The 16,872-nt window shown below is 54.4% G+C and carries 14 protein-coding genes; 9 read left to right on the forward strand and 5 right to left on the reverse strand.

Annotated elements, in window-relative coordinates; translation table 11 throughout:
* Window positions 1-657: 657 nt before the first annotated feature.
* The 4 genes from fba to tkt form a co-directional block, all read right to left on the reverse strand.
* Window positions 658-1,722, reverse strand: a complete 1,065-nt coding sequence (gene fba / locus FE845_RS03750; RefSeq protein ID WP_200361873.1) for a class II fructose-bisphosphate aldolase — start codon at window positions 1,720-1,722, stop codon at window positions 658-660.
* Between the two features lie 218 nt (window positions 1,723-1,940).
* Window positions 1,941-3,101: a phosphoglycerate kinase gene (locus FE845_RS03755; protein ID WP_200361874.1), complete on the reverse strand. Its 1,161-nt coding sequence runs from the start codon at window positions 3,099-3,101 to the stop codon at window positions 1,941-1,943.
* Between the two features lie 38 nt (window positions 3,102-3,139).
* Window positions 3,140-4,168, reverse strand: coding sequence for a type I glyceraldehyde-3-phosphate dehydrogenase (locus FE845_RS03760; RefSeq protein WP_200361875.1), 1,029 nt, complete (start codon window positions 4,166-4,168; stop codon window positions 3,140-3,142).
* The gene (gene tkt, locus FE845_RS03765) at window positions 4,168-6,168 is read right to left on the reverse strand and encodes a transketolase (RefSeq protein WP_200361876.1); all 2,001 of its coding nucleotides are present in this window, start codon (window positions 6,166-6,168) and stop codon (window positions 4,168-4,170) included. Before tkt ends, FE845_RS03760 begins: the two co-directional genes overlap by 1 nt.
* Window positions 6,169-6,425: 257 nt before the next feature.
* Here tkt and FE845_RS03770 point away from each other — a divergent pair, with 257 nt between their 5' ends.
* The 7 genes from FE845_RS03770 (at window position 6,426) to FE845_RS03800 (ending at window position 13,921) form a co-directional block, all read left to right on the forward strand.
* A complete protein-coding gene (locus FE845_RS03770; RefSeq protein WP_200361877.1) occupies window positions 6,426-7,430 on the forward strand; it encodes a metalloregulator ArsR/SmtB family transcription factor in 1,005 nt (334 codons plus the stop codon).
* Between the two features lie 188 nt (window positions 7,431-7,618).
* Window positions 7,619-8,809 (forward strand): methionine adenosyltransferase, encoded by a 1,191-nt coding sequence (gene metK, locus FE845_RS03775; RefSeq protein ID WP_200361878.1) that lies wholly within the window; start codon window positions 7,619-7,621, stop codon window positions 8,807-8,809.
* Between the two features lie 213 nt (window positions 8,810-9,022).
* On the forward strand, window positions 9,023-10,396 hold the full coding sequence (gene ahcY, locus FE845_RS03780; RefSeq protein WP_200361879.1) for an adenosylhomocysteinase: 1,374 nt from the start codon (window positions 9,023-9,025) through the stop codon (window positions 10,394-10,396).
* Between the two features lie 12 nt (window positions 10,397-10,408).
* Window positions 10,409-11,278, forward strand: coding sequence for a methylenetetrahydrofolate reductase [NAD(P)H] (metF, locus tag FE845_RS03785; RefSeq protein ID WP_200361880.1), 870 nt, complete (start codon window positions 10,409-10,411; stop codon window positions 11,276-11,278).
* A 360-nt stretch (window positions 11,279-11,638) separates the two neighbouring features.
* Window positions 11,639-12,397, forward strand: coding sequence for a transporter substrate-binding domain-containing protein (locus FE845_RS03790; protein ID WP_200361881.1), 759 nt, complete (start codon window positions 11,639-11,641; stop codon window positions 12,395-12,397).
* Window positions 12,398-12,489: 92 nt separating this feature from the next.
* Entirely contained in the window at window positions 12,490-13,161 is a 672-nt protein-coding gene (locus FE845_RS03795; protein WP_200361882.1) for an amino acid ABC transporter permease, read from the forward strand.
* A gap of 13 nt (window positions 13,162-13,174) precedes the next feature.
* Window positions 13,175-13,921 carry an amino acid ABC transporter ATP-binding protein gene (locus tag FE845_RS03800; RefSeq protein WP_200361883.1) on the forward strand — a complete coding sequence of 249 codons (747 nt, stop codon included), beginning with the start codon at window positions 13,175-13,177 and terminating at the stop codon, window positions 13,919-13,921.
* Window positions 13,922-14,041: 120 nt separating this feature from the next.
* Here FE845_RS03800 and FE845_RS03805 read toward each other — a convergent pair whose 3' ends face one another.
* A complete protein-coding gene (locus FE845_RS03805) occupies window positions 14,042-14,530 on the reverse strand; it encodes a DUF2505 domain-containing protein (protein ID WP_200361884.1) in 489 nt (162 codons plus the stop codon).
* Between the two features lie 182 nt (window positions 14,531-14,712).
* Here FE845_RS03805 and FE845_RS03810 point away from each other — a divergent pair, with 182 nt between their 5' ends.
* Window positions 14,713-16,062, forward strand: coding sequence for an adenosylmethionine--8-amino-7-oxononanoate transaminase (locus FE845_RS03810; protein ID WP_200361885.1), 1,350 nt, complete (start codon window positions 14,713-14,715; stop codon window positions 16,060-16,062).
* Window positions 16,063-16,077: 15 nt separating this feature from the next.
* A complete protein-coding gene (locus FE845_RS03815; RefSeq protein WP_200361886.1) occupies window positions 16,078-16,812 on the forward strand; it encodes a 16S rRNA (uracil(1498)-N(3))-methyltransferase in 735 nt (244 codons plus the stop codon).
* Window positions 16,813-16,872 lie beyond the last annotated feature (60 nt).

A 16,872-nucleotide genomic window follows, 5' to 3' on the forward strand; every position in this document is an offset into this window, starting at 1 on the left:
TGAGCCAAAGTTACAATTTCAATGGCTACGATTGAGCTACCTTCGCATGATTTTGTATCTTTGCCCCAAACCTCTTCAACTTCCATCATATAGACACCGTGATTTCCCTATATTGCATAACAGTGGTTAGGTGGATGTAACTTTCACAGCACAAACGTGACCTCCACATTTCACTCAGCCTTTCCTAACCCAAACAAAAAAATATTACTTATAACAATAACCTATAAACCTTCAAGCTTTCCAGATATGTAATCGCGTGACATCTTCATTATTGCATCACCACCGCCCCCTCCTTCGATGACGCAGCCGCATTGAACAGGCTCTAAGCAGCAACCATCACGCACGGCAAAGCGAGGCCCAACAGCGTAGAGGAGCAAATGCCAGTAGTTGCGAAGAGGGGGCAGGATTAGTGCTGAAGAGATCATAGGCCGTTGTCCTTAACCATCGGTGCGTCCATAACATGTAGTTAACTACATTAGCCCATCGTTAATCGACTTTCCTTTGCCTTGTGCAAAACTTTGTCATTTTGAGTGGGTGGCAGAGAGCTGACACCCGTTTTGGTTGCGATCAGTGAGTCATTGCTGGGTAGCAAGGAGGGGATACGAAGGGGTGAATGCACAGCCCCGGGAAAGCACCCGGGGCTGTTTAACTAAAAACTCACTTAACTTTCGGGTCTAGCTCACCAGAAGCATAACGCTCAAACATACGATCCAAGCTAATCGGTTTGATCTTGCTTGCATTGCCAGCACATCCAAACGCTTCGTAACGAGCTACGCAGATGTCTGTCATGGCTACCATGGTGGCCTGCAGGAATTTGCGCGGGTCGAATTCGGCCGGGTTTTGGGCTAGGAAGCGGCGCACTGCGCCGGTGCTGGCGAGGCGTAAGTCGGTGTCGATGTTTACTTTGCGCACACCGTGTTTGATGCCTTCTACAATTTCCTCAACCGGTACGCCGTAGGTTTCGGGAATTTCGCCGCCGTATTCGTTGATAACCTTCAGCCACTCTTGGGGTACAGAGCTGGAGCCGTGCATAACCAGGTGGGTGTCTGGAATGCGTTTGTGGATGGCTTTGATCTGTTCGATGGCTAGGATGTCGCCCGTAGGTGGGCGGGTGAACTTGTAGGCACCGTGACTGGTGCCTATGGCGATGGCCAGTGCGTCTACGTGGGTCTTTTTCACGAAGTCGGCGGCTTCTTCTGGGTCGGTGAGCATTTGGCTCATGTCCAGAGTGCCTTCGGCGCCAATGCCGTCTTCTTCACCGGCTTGGCCGGTTTCCAGAGAGCCTAGGCAACCCAGCTCGCCTTCTACGGATACGCCACAGGCGTGGGCCATTTCTACGGTGCGGCGGGTTACGTCTACGTTGTAGTCGTAATCCATGGGCGTTTTGCCGTCTTCACCCAGTGACCCGTCCATCATTACCGAGCTGAAGCCCAGCTGGATGGAGCGCTGGCACACTGCGGGGCTGGTGCCGTGGTCCTGGTGCATGACCACCGGGATGTGTGGCCATTCTTCAATGGCCGCGAGGATCAGGTGGCGCAGGAAGGGGGCTCCGGCGTATTTACGAGCACCGGCAGAGGCTTGAACAATAACCGGGGAGTCGGTTTTGTCGGCGGCTTCCATGATGGCGCGCATCTGTTCCAGATTGTTTACGTTAAAGGCTGGCACACCGTAACCGTGCTCGGCGGCGTGATCCAGCATTTGCCGCAGCGAAATCAGGGCCATTTGGTTGTCTCCTTGTTTAAATAACAGTTTGGGCAATCGTGATTAATTTTTTGGCGCAGGCTTCTGAAAATTGGAGCCTGCTGCGGCAGGTGTGGTGGCGCTTTTCGGGACACGCTGTAAATACTTCCTTGTACGCTTGACGGCAGCGTCCTTGCTGCCGACAGTCCCGGAAAGCGCCACCAAACCAGCCTTGCGAATCCAGATCTGGGTTGGCGCCTTTACGCGCCGCGCTCTTCCAGTACGGCTACCGCTGGCAGCACTTTGCCTTCCACAAACTCCAGAAAGGCGCCACCACCGGTGGAAATATACGAGATCTTGTCAGCTATGCCGTATTTGTCAACGGCAGCCACTGTGTCTCCGCCGCCAGCCAGTGAGAAGGCATCGCTTTCGGCGATGGCTTCAGCCAAAGTTTTGGTGCCGTTGCCAAACTGATCAAACTCGAATACGCCTACCGGGCCGTTCCATAGAATGGTTTTTGCGTTCTTGAGCAGCTCGGCGAATTGGCCTGCGGTTTCCGGGCCTACGTCTAGGATCATGTCGTCTGCTGTAACGTCGGATATGTTCCGTATGGTGGCTGTTGCGCTTTCAGCGAATTCGCCGGCAACCACTACGTCTACCGGCAGCGGGATGTTCACGCGGGAGGCGATGTCTCTGGCGGTTTCCAGCAACTCGTGCTCGCACAGGGATTTGCCCACGGGGTGGCCTGCTGCGGCCAAAAAGGTGTTGGCGATGCCGCCACCTACAATGATTTGGTCACACACTTTTTCAAGGGCGTTGAGTACGTCAAGTTTGGTAGAGACTTTGGCGCCGCCAACAATGGCTACAACCGGCTTGGCGGGGTTATCCAGCGCTTTGCCTAGTGCATCCAGTTCCGCCGCCAGCAAGGGACCAGCGCAAGCTTCTGGTGCAAAGCGGGCAACGCCGTGGGTAGAAGCTTGGGCGCGGTGGGCTGTTCCGAAGGCGTCCATCACGTAAACGTCGCACAGGGCCGCGTATTGCTTGGCCAGAGTTTCGTCGTCTTTCTTTTCGCCCTTGTTGAAGCGAACGTTTTCAAACAGCACTACTTCGCCGTCAGCTACTTCAACGCCACCGAGGTAGTCTTTAATCAGGCGTACTTCCTGCCCCAAGGCTTGGGTGAGGTTGTCGGCTACGGGTTTGAGGGAGGCGGCTTCGTCATACACGCCTTCTTCCGGGCGGCCCAGATGGGACATCAGCATGACTTTAGCACCCGCATCTCTTGCTGCCTTGATGGTGGGCAGGGAGGCGCGGATGCGAGCATCGCTGGAAACCGCGCCGTTTTTGACGGGTACGTTAAGGTCTTCGCGGATCAGAACCCGCTTGCCAGCGAGGTTCAGGTCGGTCATTTTTTTGATGGCCATGATCTGGGTTCCGTTAATTCAATTAATTGGCAAAGAGTTTAGGTACGCGACAGCCAACTTTGGCTTACATCCAGCATGCGGCTGGCAAATCCCCATTCGTTATCAAACCAGCACAGTACTTTCACCATGGTACCCCGGGTGACTCGGGTTTGGCCGCCGTCTACTACGCCGGAGTGGGAGTCGTGGTTGAAGTCTGAGCTGGCCAGCAGTTCGTCGGTGTAGCCGAGTATGCCTTTTAACTGGCCGCTTGCAGCTTCTTTCAATACGCGGTTTACCGAGGGCACGTCGGTGGCCTCTCGAACGTTAAACACCATGTCGATGGCGGATACGTTCATGGTGGGTACGCGTAGGGCTACCGAGCTGAAGCGCCCTTCCATGTGCGGGAGCAGCCGTTCAACGCCCCGCGCCAAACCTGTATCCACAGGCACTATGTTGTGGAGCGCGCTACGCGTGAGGCGCAGATCTTGATGGTGGTAGGCGTCGATCACCGGCTGGTCGTTCATGGCGGCGTGAATGGTGGTGGTGCTGCCCTGCTCCACACCAAACGCCTTATCCAATACAGTAATCACCGGTACTAGGCAATTAGTGGTACAGGAACCTGCCGCCACTATACGATCAGTTTCCGAAATGTCTGCATCGTTGATGCCAAAGACAACGGTGCGATCTACATCGGATTCGGCGGGCTGGGAAAACAGTAAGCGTTTCGCGCCCGCTTGCAGGTGCAACTCGGCCGTAGCTCGGTCTGAATAAGCGCCCGAACATTCCAGCACCAGATCAATATCCAGCTCACTCCACGGCAACTCTGCCGGGTCGGAATGCCGGAGCACGCGAATGGCATCGCCATTAATGATCAGGTCCTGCCCTTGCACCGCAATACTTCCGGAGAACCGGCCATGGGTGGAATCGTACCGGGTTAGGTGCGCAATGGTGTCGATATCAGAAAGCTCGTTAATCGCGACCACCTGCAGGTGATCGCGAAAACCGTTTTCGTATAGGGCACGCAACACGCACTGGCCAATACGGCCATACCCGTTGATCGCAATACGAAAGGGCACGGAGTCTGTCATTAGGCGTCCAGCAGTTCCGAGGCCACTTCCAGAATGTTTTCCACGGTAAAGCCGAACTCTTTGAACAACTCGCCAGCAGGTGCAGACTCACCAAAAGTAGTCATGCCCACAACGCGACCGTTCAGGCCCACATACTTGTACCAGTAGTCAGCAATGGCCGCTTCAATGGCAATGCGGTTGGTGACTTCGATTGGCAATACCTGTTGCTTGTATTCAGCGCTCTGGGCATCGAATACGTCGGTGGAGGGCATGGAAACAACGCGCACTTTCTTGCCCTGCTCTCGCAGTTTGGCAGCGGTGTCTTGCGCTAAACCAACTTCCGAACCGGTGGCAATCAGAATGAGATCTGGCTCACCTTCGCTGTCTGTCAGCACGTAGCCGCCTTTCGCCACATCTGCCAATTGCTGTGCATCACGCGCCTGCCCGGGCAAGCCCTGACGGGAGAAGATCAAAGCCGTTGGGCCATCTGTGCGCTCGATAGCAGATTTCCAAGCCACGGCGGATTCTACCGCGTCGGCCGGGCGCCAGGTGCTCATGTTTGGCGTAGTACGCAGGCTTGCAAGCTGCTCGATGGGCTGGTGAGTTGGGCCGTCTTCGCCCAAGCCAATAGAATCGTGGGTGAATACGTAGATGGAACGCTGCTTCATCAGTGCAGCCATGCGCACGGCGTTGCGGCAGTATTCCATAAAGATTAGGAAGGTCGCGCCATAGGGTACGAAACCACCGTGCAAGGCGACGCCGTTCATGATGGCGGCCATACCGAACTCGCGCACTCCGTAATAGATGTAGTTGCCGCTGGCGTCTTCTTTAGTGACACCTTTTGAGCCGCTCCAAATAGTTAGGTTAGAGCCAGCCAAATCTGCAGAACCGCCCAGCAATTCTGGCAGCAATGGGCCGTAAGCGTTCAGGGTGTTCTGGGAAGCCTTGCGGCTCGCAACGGTCTCGCTCTTATCCTGGCATTCCTGAATGTAAGCCTGAGCTTTTTCAGAGAAGTCGGCTGGCAGTTCGCCCGCCATACGGCGCTTCAGTTCAGCCGCCAGCTCTGGCTCAGCTTTTTCATAGGCTGCGAAGGTTTCATTCCAATCGCTTTCTGCCTTGGCGCCTTTTTCTTTGGCGTCCCAAGCGGCGTAAATGTCGGCTGGAACTTCAAACGGGCCATGCGCCCAACCCAGCGCTTCGCGGGTCAGTGCAATTTCGTCGTCACCCAGAGGCGCGCCGTGGGAAGATTCGCTGCCCTGCTTGTTGGGAGAACCGAAACCGATAACTGTTTTGCAGCAGATGAGTGTGGGCTGATCGGTGTTGGCACGCGCCTGCTCAACCGCATCACGCACTGCATCGCCATCGTGACCATCTACATCCGGGATGACCTGCCAGCCGTAGGACTCAAAACGCTGCGGCGTGTTATCGGTAAACCAGCCTTCAATCTTTCCATCGATGGAAATGCCGTTGTCGTCGTAGAACATAATCAGCTTACCAAGGCCCAGAGTGCCGGCAAGTGACGATACCTCGTGGGAGATGCCTTCCATCAGGCAGCCATCGCCGAGGAAGGCATAGGTGTAGTGATCAACAACATTATGGCCCGGGCGATTAAACTGCGCCGCCAGTGTTTTCTCTGCAAGCGCAAAGCCCACTGCGTTGGCAATACCCTGCCCCAGCGGGCCTGTGGTGGTTTCAACACCCGGGGTGTAGCCGTATTCAGGGTGGCCCGGAGTTTTTGAATGCAGTTGCCGGAAGTTCTTGATGTCGTCAATAGAAACGTCGTAACCGCTCAGGTGCAGCAAGGAATACTGCAGCATGGAGCCATGGCCGTTGGAAAGCACAAAACGGTCGCGATTGGCCCACTGCGGGTTCGCTGGGTTGTGGCTTAGGTAATCGTTCCACAGCACCTCGGCGATATCCGCCATGCCCATGGGCGCACCCGGGTGGCCGGATTTGGCTTTCTGAACCGCATCCATGCTCAGCGCGCGAATGGCGTTGGCGAGATCTTTACGAGAGGGCATTGACGTTTCTCCACTGTTTTTTCAAGGAAATAGGGTGCAATCCAGAGCTTTTTACAGGGCGATAAAAAGCTGCTCAAAAATAAGGCGCGTATTTTCGCCGATTAGGGTGTGCCTGGGCAAATCGACGTGCCGCTTCTGTGTAAATATTCACGATGAGATTGCCGAAAGAGACTGATTTCAAAGAATGATAAATCTATATCAAAAAACTTTGATATGCCTATTGATTGAGCACTCCAACCCACATACACTCCGCAACCATGACAACTTTAAATGCACACGTTAACCAAATTTCCTCCGTGGACGTACTTGCCCCCATCTACAAGGCAAGCGGCGACCCATTGCGGCTGGAAGTGTTGCGTGTGCTGCGTCGCGATACCTTTGGCGTGCTGGAATTGAGCCAGTTATTCGATATGCGCCAGTCTGGCATGAGCCACCATCTAAAAGTGATGCATAAGGCAGGTCTGGTGGAGCCACAGCGTGAAGGTAACGCCATTTTTTACCGTCGCCCGCTACATTTGGACAACGAAAAGCCAACAGATCTGACCATTCGCCAGATTTTTGAAGCAGTAGACAGCGCGCCCCTACCAGCGCACTTACAAGACAAGATTGAAGCCATCCGCAATCAACGGGCCGACCAGTCACAGGCGTTTTTCTCCCGGCACTCAGAGCAGTTCCGGGAACAGCAAGAGTTGATTGCTGCCTTTGACCTGTACGCCGCACCTGTAGCGGACATGATTCGCAAGCGTACGCGAAAAACCTTGTGGCAAACGGCACTGGAAATCGGCCCTGGTGAAGGCGGTTTTCTACCGGTATTGTCCGAACTCTGCGAACACGTTGTCGCGCTGGACAACAGCCGCGACATGCTCGCCAAGGCAACGCGCACCTGCATTGACGAGCGCCTAAACAACATCGATTTGATCGAAGGTGTAACCGACACCCTGCTGGCCCGGGGCGATGCATTTGATCTGGTGGTCGCCAACATGGTGCTGCACCACGTACCCAGCCCGGCCGACATCTTTCTCGATGCCGCCGCGCTGATGAACAACGGTGGCTGCCTGATGGTCAGCGACCTGTGCAGGCACGATCAAAACTGGGCGAAAGAGAATTGCGGCGATTTATGGCTTGGCTTCGAGCCGGAAGAACTCACCGCTTGGGCCGCAGCGGCAGGCTTAAAAGCTGGCGAACAGCTGTTTATCGGATTGCGGAATGGTTTCCAGATTCAGGTGAGAGAGTTCTGGAAAACCCAACTGCCGCTGAGATAGCCAATCTCTCATTTTATTTTCATTAAACCCAGATATTCCGGGCCTTCACAAGGAATATCAAAAAACTTTGATATTGACGTAGGTATAAATACCTACACACACTAAAACTGAAACAGATAATTACGTCGGCACTGCAGCATCACTCAGCCACCGGCAAGATTTCGAAACGCTCAAAGAGGAGCAAACCTATGTCTGACTACAGCATCTTCACCTCCGAATCGGTCTCCGAAGGCCACCCGGACAAACTCGCCGACCAAATCTCCGATGCGGTTCTGGATTCTATCCTTATAGAAGATCCCCATGCCCGCGTAGCTTGCGAGACCATGGTAAAAACCGGCGTTGCCATCGTAGGCGGTGAAATCACCACCAGCGCCTGGGTAGACTTGGAAGATCTGGTTCGCGGCGTAATCAAAGACATTGGCTACACCTCCTCAGACGTAGGCTTCGACGCAGACACCTGCGGCATCATCAACATCATCGGCAAACAGTCCGTCGACATCGCCCAAGGCGTCGACCGCCAAAAGCCGGAAGATCAGGGCGCGGGCGACCAAGGCCTAATGTTCGGCTACGCCAGCAACGAAACCGAAGTACTGATGCCTGCTCCGATCACCTTCGCCCACCGCTTGGTAGAGCGCCAGGCCGAAGCCCGCAAAAACGGCGTACTGCCTTGGCTGCGCCCGGATGCAAAGAGCCAGGTAACTTGCCGCTACGAAAACGGCAAAGTTGTGGGAATCGACGCTGTTGTACTCTCAACCCAGCACGACCCCGACGTTACCCAAGAAGACCTGAAAGAAGCCGTCATGGAACTGGTTGTGAAAAACGTACTGCCACCTGAATTGCTACACAAAGGCACCCAGTACCACATCAACCCCACCGGCAAATTCGTTATCGGCGGCCCAGTTGGCGACTGCGGCCTGACTGGCCGTAAAATCATCGTAGACACCTACGGCGGCATGGCCCGCCACGGCGGCGGCGCCTTCTCCGGCAAAGACCCCTCAAAAGTCGACCGTTCTGCCGCCTACGCTGGCCGCTACGTTGCCAAAAACATCGTTGCTGCCGGATTGGCTGACAAGTGCGAGATTCAGGTGTCCTACGCCATCGGCGTGGCCCAACCAACCTCCATCTCCGTAAACACCTTCGGCACCGGCAAAATCGGCGACGACAAAATCATCGAACTGGTACGCCAGAACTTCGACCTGCGCCCTTACGCCATCACCAACATGCTCGACTTGCTCCACCCCATGTACCGGGCCACAGCAGCCTACGGCCACTTCGGCCGCGAGCCGGAAGAAGTGACCGTTGCTGGCAAAACGTTCACCACCTTCCCCTGGGAAAAAACCGACCGCGCAGCTGCTCTTAAAGACGCTGCTGGTATCTAACGGATTTGTTGGCGTATTCAAGATCGCATACGCCAAAGCATGATCAAGGGGATGAAGCCAAGCCTCCGTGGAATGTCGTAGGCCAAGAACGGCCGGAGACAAGCGCACAGGGAAGTGCTCGTAGCGGTTCCACGGAGGCTTGGCTTCATCCCCGGAATTCTCGATTTGAACGGCCAACTTTACAGGCCAAACTGACTATACCGGAGCACACCAATGAGCAACTTCAACGACTACAAAGTCCGCGATATCAACCTGGCCGATTGGGGCCGCAAAGAAATCAAAATCGCCGAAGGCGAAATGCCAGCCCTGATGGCTCTGCGCGAAAAGTACAAAGCCGAGCAGCCGCTGAAAGGCGCCAACATCATGGGCTGCATCCACATGACCATCCAGACAGCCGTGCTGATCGAAACCCTAATCGAACTGGGCGCTGGCGTTCGCTGGTCATCGTGCAACATCTTCTCCACTCAGGATCAGGCGGCTGCCGCCATCGCAGCCCAGAACATTCCTGTGTTTGCCTGGAAAGGCGAAACCGACGAAGAATACGAATGGTGCCTTGAACGCACAATCGGCGCAGACGTAGACGGCTGGGAACCCAACATGATCCTGGACGACGGCGGCGACCTAACTGCCCTGCTCCATGAAAAATATCCGGAAATCCTGGCCAACTGCCACGGCGTTACCGAAGAAACCACCACTGGCGTACACCGCCTGCAGGAAATGCTGCGCGACGGCACCTTGAAAGTTCCGGCTATTAACGTGAACGATGCCGTTACCAAGTCCAAGAACGACAACAAGTATGGCTGCCGCCACAGCCTGAACGATGCCATCAAGCGCGGCACCGACCACCTGCTGGCCGGTAAAAAGGCGCTGGTAATCGGTTACGGCGACGTGGGCAAAGGCTCTGCTGCTTCACTGCGTCAGGAAGGCATGATCGTTAAGGTAACTGAAGCTGATCCCATCTGCGCCATGCAGGCTTGTATGGATGGCTACGAGGTTGTTTCCCCGTACATCAACGGCATCAACACCGGCACTGAAGCAGGTGTCGACAAAGCTCTGCTACAGAACACCGACATTCTGGTAACCACCACCGGCAACATGAACGTGTGCGACGCGCACATGCTCAAGGCTCTGAAGTCCGGCGCGGTTGTGTGCAACATCGGTCACTTCGATAACGAAATCGATACTGCGTTCATGCGCAAGAACTGGGAATGGGACGAAGTTAAGCCTCAGGTTCACGTGATCTACCGCGACAAGGCTGTAAACGACCACCTGATTCTGCTCTCCGAAGGCCGCCTGGTAAACCTGGGTAACGCAACGGGCCACCCTTCACGCATCATGGACGGCTCTTTTGCCAACCAGGTTCTGGCGCAGATGTACCTGTTCGAGCGCAAGTTCGCAGACCTGCCAGAAGACGCCCGCGCTAAAGGCATCTATGTTCAAGTTCTGCCCAAGAAGCTGGACGAAGAAGTGGCCCTTGCCATGGTTGAAGGCTTTGGTGGCGTCATCACCAAGATGACTCCGGAGCAGGCGCAGTACATTGGTGTACCGGTCGAAGGCCCGTACAAACCAGAAAGCTACAAGTACTAATCGGGTAACAAGATGCAATCCCAGAAGCAATTCAAACGCCGCTTCAGCTTTGAATTTTTCCCGCCCAAGACCGATCAGGGCAAGGAAAAACTTCAGGTTGTGCGTAACCAGCTTGCCGAAGTGAACCCGGATTTTTTCTCGGTCACCTTCGGTGCGGGCGGTTCCACCCGCGACCGCACCATTGAAACCGTGCTCAACCTGCACAAACAGGGCATTTCCACAGCACCCCACCTCTCCTGCGTCGGTGGTACGCGGGCAGAGATTGCAGAGCTGCTGGATGTGTATAAAGAGAATGGCATCAACCGCATTGTCGCCCTTCGAGGTGACATGCCTTCCGGCATGGGCGCATCCGGCGAGATGCGCTATGCCAACGAGCTGGTAGCGTTCATCCGCGAACACAGCGGCGATCACTTCAATCTGGAGGTCGCGGCCTACCCGGAGTTCCACCCGCAAGCACGTAATGCTGAAGAGGATCTGAAGAACTTCGCCCGCAAGGTGGAGGCTGGCGCCAACAGCGCCATTACGCAGTACTTCTTTAATCCGGAGAGCTATTTCTACTTCATCGATCGGCTGGAAAAGCTTGGGGTCACCATTCCTGTGGTGCCGGGCATCATGCCCATCGTGAACTTCTCCAGCTTAGTGCGCTTCTCCGACATGTGCGGTGCAGAAATACCGCGCTGGATTCGCAAGCAGCTGGAAGCTTACGGTGACGACACGGCAAGCATCCGCAAGTTCGGTGAAGAAGTGATTACTGAGATGTGTGAAAAGCTGTTGAAAGCCGGGGCACCGGGGTTGCACTTTTATACATTGAATCAGGCTGAGCCGAGTATCAGTATTTGGAAAAATCTTGGAATTAGTGAGCGGGAGAAGATTGCTTTTTGAGGCATTCCCCTCTCCCCAGCCCCTCTCCCGCGAGGGGAGAGGGGCTAAAAGGCAACTCCCAGCCCGGCTTACTGACTCCCTGTGCCCTAAGCATCGGTCTCCTATCGAGGGAGAGGGAGCCTGCCATGCAACGGGGGAAGGGAGTACATAGAGCCCCTCTCCCCTCGCGGGAGAGGGGTTGGGGAGAGGGGGGCGTTTTACCCTCCAAGCATTTGATTTTCGGCGCTCACCTGAGTCATAGTCTAAAGTGTATGTGATGCAGTTCCACTAATGCTCCCCGAGGGTCACGGTCACCAACAGTGTCTCCCGGTTTGCCTTATCGGGCAAGCGGAGCCTCAATAAGAAAGAAAAGGAGAAAGCATGAGCACGAAATGGCTGAAAACACTGGGTACTGGCTTGGCACTTACCGTAGCAGCTAGCGCCGTTAGCGCTGAAACCCTGCGTGTGGCTACCGACCCCAGTTTTGTTCCATTCGAGATGTTGGATCAAGAAACCGGTGAGATGATTGGGTTTGACATGGAAATCATCGCCGAAGTCGCTCAGCGCGCAGGCTTTGATTACAAAATCAATACCATGGACTTCAACGGTATTATCCCAGCCCTACAAACCGGTAACGTGGATATCGCGATTGCTGGCATCACAATCACTGAAGCTCGTGAAAAAATCGTTGACTTCTCCGACCCATACTACGATTCCGGTCTGCGGATTCTGGTTCGTCAGGACAACAACGACGTAACCGAAATCTCTGACCTTGAAGGTCTAAAGGTTGGCTCCAAAATCGGCAGCACCAGTTACGACTTCCTGAAGAAAAATCTGGACAAAAACGACGGTGTAACCCCGTATCCGGGCAGTTCGGACATGTACATGGCTCTGATGTCACGCTCCGTAGACGCCGTGTTCTACGACGCTCCGAACGTCGGCTACTTTGCCCGCACCAAGGGTGAAGGCAAAGTCAAAACCGTTGGCAAGTTGTACGAAGGCCAGCAGTACGGCATCGCACTGAAGAACGGCAGTGAGTGGGTTGACGAGGTTAATGAAGCCCTCGCCGAAATGAAAGAAGACGGAACCTACAAAAACATCTACGAAAAGTGGTTCGGCCCAATGCCTGAAGGCAAGTAAAGGCTGAAGGGCCGCTAGGCCCGTTCCTTGTATAGCGCCGGGGCAAGTTAGCCCCGGCGACTTCTGACTCCAACCCTGCGGAGACGCACACTGTGGATTCCCAGTTCCAATTTGACTGGCAGGCAGCCATCAATTCCATCCCTTTTTTGATTAAAGGGATACCCTATACCCTGTTGATTTCTTTTGGCGGCCTGATGATCGGCTTTGCCTTGGGCATCATCTTTGGCTTGCTGAGCATAAACAAAAAATGGTTTTTGAGATGGCCCGCAACGGCCTATATCGAAATCTTTCGTGGTACCCCCATTCTCGTTCAGGTTTTGTTTATCTTCTACGGCTTGCCGGATTTAATCGGTGGCCCTATTGACCCCCTAACCGCGGGTATTGCAGCAATTGCACTTAACTCGGGCGCCTACATTTCCGAAGTGGTGCGCGGTGGCGTTCAGTCCATCGACAAAGGCCAATCGGAAGCAGGGCTTTCTTTGGGTTTGTCTCGCACTCAAACATTCTGGTCTATCATCTGGCCGCAAGCCTTCCGGCGTATGATTCCGCCACTTGGCAACCAAGCCATCGTCAGTATCAAGGACACCTCGCTGTTCTCCGTTATTGGTGTGGGCGAACTTGTTCGTCAGGGTCAGGTTTATATTGCCAGTACCTTCACCGCCTTTGAGGTGTATTTTGTGGTCGCGATTATGTATCTGGCCATCACCCTCTCACTGTCCCTGATTCTCCGCCTGGTTGAACGGCGCGGACTGGCCTCTGTCTGAAGGAACCTGATACATGACTCATATCGTACAAATGAAGGGCATGAACAAGTACTTCGGCAAACTGCATGTCCTTAAAGATATCGATTTATCCGTAGAACAGGGCGAAGTAGTGGTCATTATCGGCGCCAGTGGCTCCGGCAAATCCACCTTGATTCGCTGTGTGAACGGCTTGGAAGAATTCGAATCCGGCCACTTGGAAGTTGAAGGGCAAAAACTTGCGCCAAAGGGTGGAAACCAAGAAGCCCTTTCGAACATTCGCAAAGAAGTAGGCATGGTATTCCAGCAGTTCAATTTGTTCCCTCACCTTACGGTTAAGAAGAACATCATGCTGGCGCCCCAGAAGGTCAAAAACACGCCACAAACAGTGGCGAACGCGACAGCAGAGCGCCTATTGGAACGGGTGGGCATTGGCAGCCAAGCCGACAAATACCCCACTCACCTCTCCGGTGGCCAGCAACAACGGGTTGCCATTGCTCGCGCCCTAGCCATGGAACCGCGCTTAATGCTGTTCGATGAGCCCACCTCTGCACTGGACCCTGAAATGATCGGCGAAGTGCTCGATGTCATGCGGGAATTGGCAAGAGAAGGTATGACCATGATGGTGGTCACCCACGAAATGGGCTTCGCCCGGGAAGTGGCAGACCGCGTAATCTACATTCACGAAGGCCAGATTGTGGAGCAAGGCAAGCCGGACGACGTGTTCGACAACCCTCAGAATGAGCGCACTCAGGCGTTTCTATCCAGAGTGTTGGCACACTGATTTTTATACGGAATTTTGCAAAGCTCAAACCAACTAAGCCCTCGATAATGAGGGCTTAGTTGTGAATATCCAGATGAAAACGAACGAGCTACATGTGAGCCAGAGCCTTCAATAGTCGAATCATAGCAACCGAAGAATAGTCTCGTACTCACGCTCAATTTTAGCGTGGGAGTCCTCAGCTAGAAACGCCGCAATCTTTTTGCCCATTAGCGGCACATCGCATCGCACATTCAAAGTCACATGATTGGTGCAGGCTTCTTCGGTGCCTTCCAGTTTCATCATACCTTTGATCTTGGCCGGCACGCCTTCAATGTGCACACGAAACTCGCAGTGCCATTCGCCGTCGCTCTTGCGAAACCAGTGCTCTTCCTGCCGAACCTTATTCCATTCACGGTGAAAGTGCGAGAGCATGCCAGGCACTTCTGCGGACGTTGTCATCTGCCGTTCAACCACCAGTTTTGCAGAGGTATCGTCCTTTTCCAGCTCCGCCACGCGCACATTTCGAGAACCCAAAAGCTCATTTTTCTCAAGGATGTGGTCCTTGTCGAAGAAGGCTCCAAGTACTCGCCCAATGCCTGCCTGATACGGGTGGGTCAGTTGAAGTTCCATAGTTAACAAGCCTCTATTTATTGATGCTGGAATTGTCGATGCAGAGCCAGTTGCGCGCATTGGCCTGCCTGTCGATATCCATTGGCACAGTAGTCAGTCAGCGCTGTTAACTGTATTATCGCCGAAGGTTAACAGCCATCACTTAATTACGTCAGCACCATCGCTTTATCGGAGAATTTTCTATGCGCAACGCCGACCTCGTCGCCCGCGGCCTCAAGTCCGTATGGCACCCCTGTACCCAGATGAAAGATCACGAAACTCTGCCACTGGTGCCCATCAAACGAGGTGAAGGCGTCTGGCTGGAAGATTTTGAAAACAACCGCTTTATCGACGCGGTCAGCTCCTGGTGGGTGAACCTATTCGGACACGCAAACCCGAGAATCAACGCAGCGATTCAGAAGCAAATTGGCGAGTTAGAGCACGTTATTCTGGCCGGATTTACCCACGAGCCCGTGGTCAATCTATCCGAGCGGCTCATTGAGGTGACTCCCGAAGGCCTGAACAAATGCTTCTACGCCGACAATGGTTCGTCGGCCATTGAAGCGGCCCTCAAGATGAGCTTTCACTACTGGAAAAACCTTGGAAAGCCCGGCAAAAAGAATTTTGTAAACCTGAGCAACAGCTACCACGGTGAAACTCTGGGCGCTCTGGCCCTTGGCGATGTAGCTCTGTACAAGGACACCTATCAGCCATTACTGATGGAAGTGCTGACCGCCCCCTCCCCTGACGCCTACAACAAGGAAGAAGGCGAAACCGACGAAGCCTATGCGCTGCGCCAGTTTGAGGCCATGGAAAAGCTATTGGCAGAAAAGCATGAGGAGATCTGCGCGGTTGTGGTGGAGCCTCTCATCCAGTGCGCAGGTGGCATGCGCATGCACCATCCGATTTACCATACAAAGTTGCGCGAAGCTTGTGACCGCTATGGCGTGCATCTGATTGCCGATGAAATTGCGGTTGGTTTTGGCCGCACCGGCACCCTGTTTGCCTGCGAGCAATCCGGTATCACGCCAGACTTCATGTGCCTTTCAAAAGGACTGACCGCGGGCTATTTGCCGCTCTCGGTCGTTCTGACTACAGATACCGTTTACAACGCATTTTATGACGACTACGAAACCCTAAAAGCCTTTTTGCACAGCCACAGTTACACCGGAAACCCTATTGGCTGCGCCGTGGCACTCGCCACGCTCGACATATTTCGGGATGATAATGTTATCGAAAACAACCGACGGCTCTCAGCCTGCATGGCCGATTCTGTGGCACATCTGGCCGACCACCCCAACGTTGGTGATATCCGCCAGCACGGCATGACCCTCGCGGTGGAAATGGTAAAAGACAAAGCCTCAAAAACACCGTTTCCCTGGCAGGAGCGGCGGGGTGTTCGCGTTTATCAGCACTCGCTAACACGCGAGGCCTTGCTTCGCCCCCTAGGTAATGTGGTTTACTTCATGCCGCCCTACGTCATTACCGAAGATCAGATCCGCCATCTGGCACAGGTCGCGACCGAAGGCATCAACATAGCCGTTAGGGACTGATCAAGGTACATACGCATGCGCATCCCCAGAATTTACACAGACTCGCCCCTGAGCGAAGGACATCACGCAGATCTGGATGAAAACGCCGCCCAGCATGTTGGCCGCGTATTGCGCATGCAATCAGGGCAGGAACTGAAACTGTTCAATGGCGATGGCCAAGATTACTCCGCTACTATCACGGAAGCGGGCAAAAAACGTGTACAAGTTCTGGTGGGCCCACCGCAAGCCAACCCAACCGAATCGCCTTTGCAAATCACCCTTGGCCAAACCTTATCCAAGGGTGATCGCATGGATTACGCCGTGCAGAAAGCCGTGGAAATGGGCGTTAGCCGCATTGTGCCGCTCACCACGGAACGCTGCGAGGTAAAACTAAAAGGCGACCGCGAAGACAAGCGCCTGCGTCATTGGCAGTCGGTTGCGATAAGTGCAGCAGAACAATGCGGCCGCGCCACAGTTCCCGAAATCCTCCCGGTTATGACGGTAGAGCAATGGCTGGAGTACAGCCGCACCTGCGACCTGCGTTTGGTTTTGCACCACCGCACCGAAAAATCGCTGAAATCCATGAACCGACCCGGCACCATTGCCCTAATGATCGGCCCGGAAGGCGGCCTTACAGCAGACGAAATCGCACTGGCGGAGAAAGAAGGGTTCCTACCAATGGCCATGGGACCACGGGTTCTAAGGACAGAAACAGCGCCCGTGGCGGCCATTGCACTGTGCCAATGGTTATGGGGCGATATGAGCAGCTAAGATCGAACTGCCGTCACGTGGGGGTTAAAGGGCCATTGACAGGCAGGTGCCTTCGAAACA

This window comes from Marinobacter sp. 1-4A (assembly GCF_016597725.1).
Classification (GTDB): Bacteria; Pseudomonadota; Gammaproteobacteria; order Pseudomonadales; family Oleiphilaceae; genus Marinobacter.